Origin of the sequence: Ignatzschineria indica, from assembly GCF_003121925.1 — a bacterium.
Taxonomy (GTDB): domain Bacteria; phylum Pseudomonadota; class Gammaproteobacteria; order Cardiobacteriales; family Wohlfahrtiimonadaceae; genus Ignatzschineria; species Ignatzschineria indica.
This window is the reverse complement of sequence record NZ_QEWR01000018.1, coordinates 1-875: the sequence shown is the minus strand read 5'-3', so window position 1 is coordinate 875 and position 875 is coordinate 1. Positions and strand designations below refer to the sequence as shown.

Annotated in this window: 1 protein-coding gene; it reads left to right on the top strand. The window is 42.3% G+C overall.

The window, feature by feature from the left end; translation table 11 throughout:
• Window positions 1–875, top strand: an 875-nt coding sequence (locus DC082_RS10880; RefSeq protein WP_157957460.1) for an Ig-like domain-containing protein, incomplete at both ends; no start/stop codon positions are given.

Below are 875 nucleotides of genomic sequence, written 5' to 3'. Positions count from 1 at the left end.
AGTGATAGTGACRGARAGWWTTCAGGAAATGAATCAAAACCAGGTGAGGTAACTGCACCAGATACGACAGCACCAGATGTACCAACTGATTTAGTGGTTTCCGAAGATGGTACTAACGTTAGTGGTAAAGGTGAACCAAATGCTGACGTAATCATTAAAGATGCTGACGGTAAGGTCATTGCCGAAGGCGAAGTTGATGCTGATGGAAACTTTGGCATTAAGTTAGATCCGCCATTAACGAATGGTGAAGAGCTAGAAGTCGTGTTAAAAGATGATTCAGGAAATGAATCAGAACCAGGCGAGGTAACTGCGCCAGATACGACAGCACCAGATGTACCAACTGATTTAGTAATTTCAGAAGATGGAGCTAACGTTAGTGGTAAGGGTGAACCTAATGCTAACGTAATCATTAAAGATGCTGATGGCAATATTATTGCTGAAGGCGAAGTTGATGCTGATGGAAATTTTGACATTAAGTTAGATCCGCCATTAACGAATGGGGAAGAGCTAGACGTTGTGTTAAAAGATGATTCAGGAAATGAATCAAAACCAGGTGAGGTAACTGCACCAGATACGACAGCACCAGATGTACCAACTGATTTAGTGGTTTCCGAAGATGGTACTAACGTTAGTGGTAAAGGTGAACCAAATGCTGACGTAATCATTAAAGATGCTGACGGTAAGGTCATTGCCGAAGGCGAAGTTGATGCTGATGGAAACTTTGACATTAAGTTAGATCCGCCATTAACGAATGGGGAAGAGCTAGACGTTGTGTTAAAAGATGATTCAGGAAATGAATCAAAACCAGGTGAGGTAACTGCACCAGATACGACAGCACCAGATGTACCAACTGATTTAGTGGTTGTGCGAAGGTG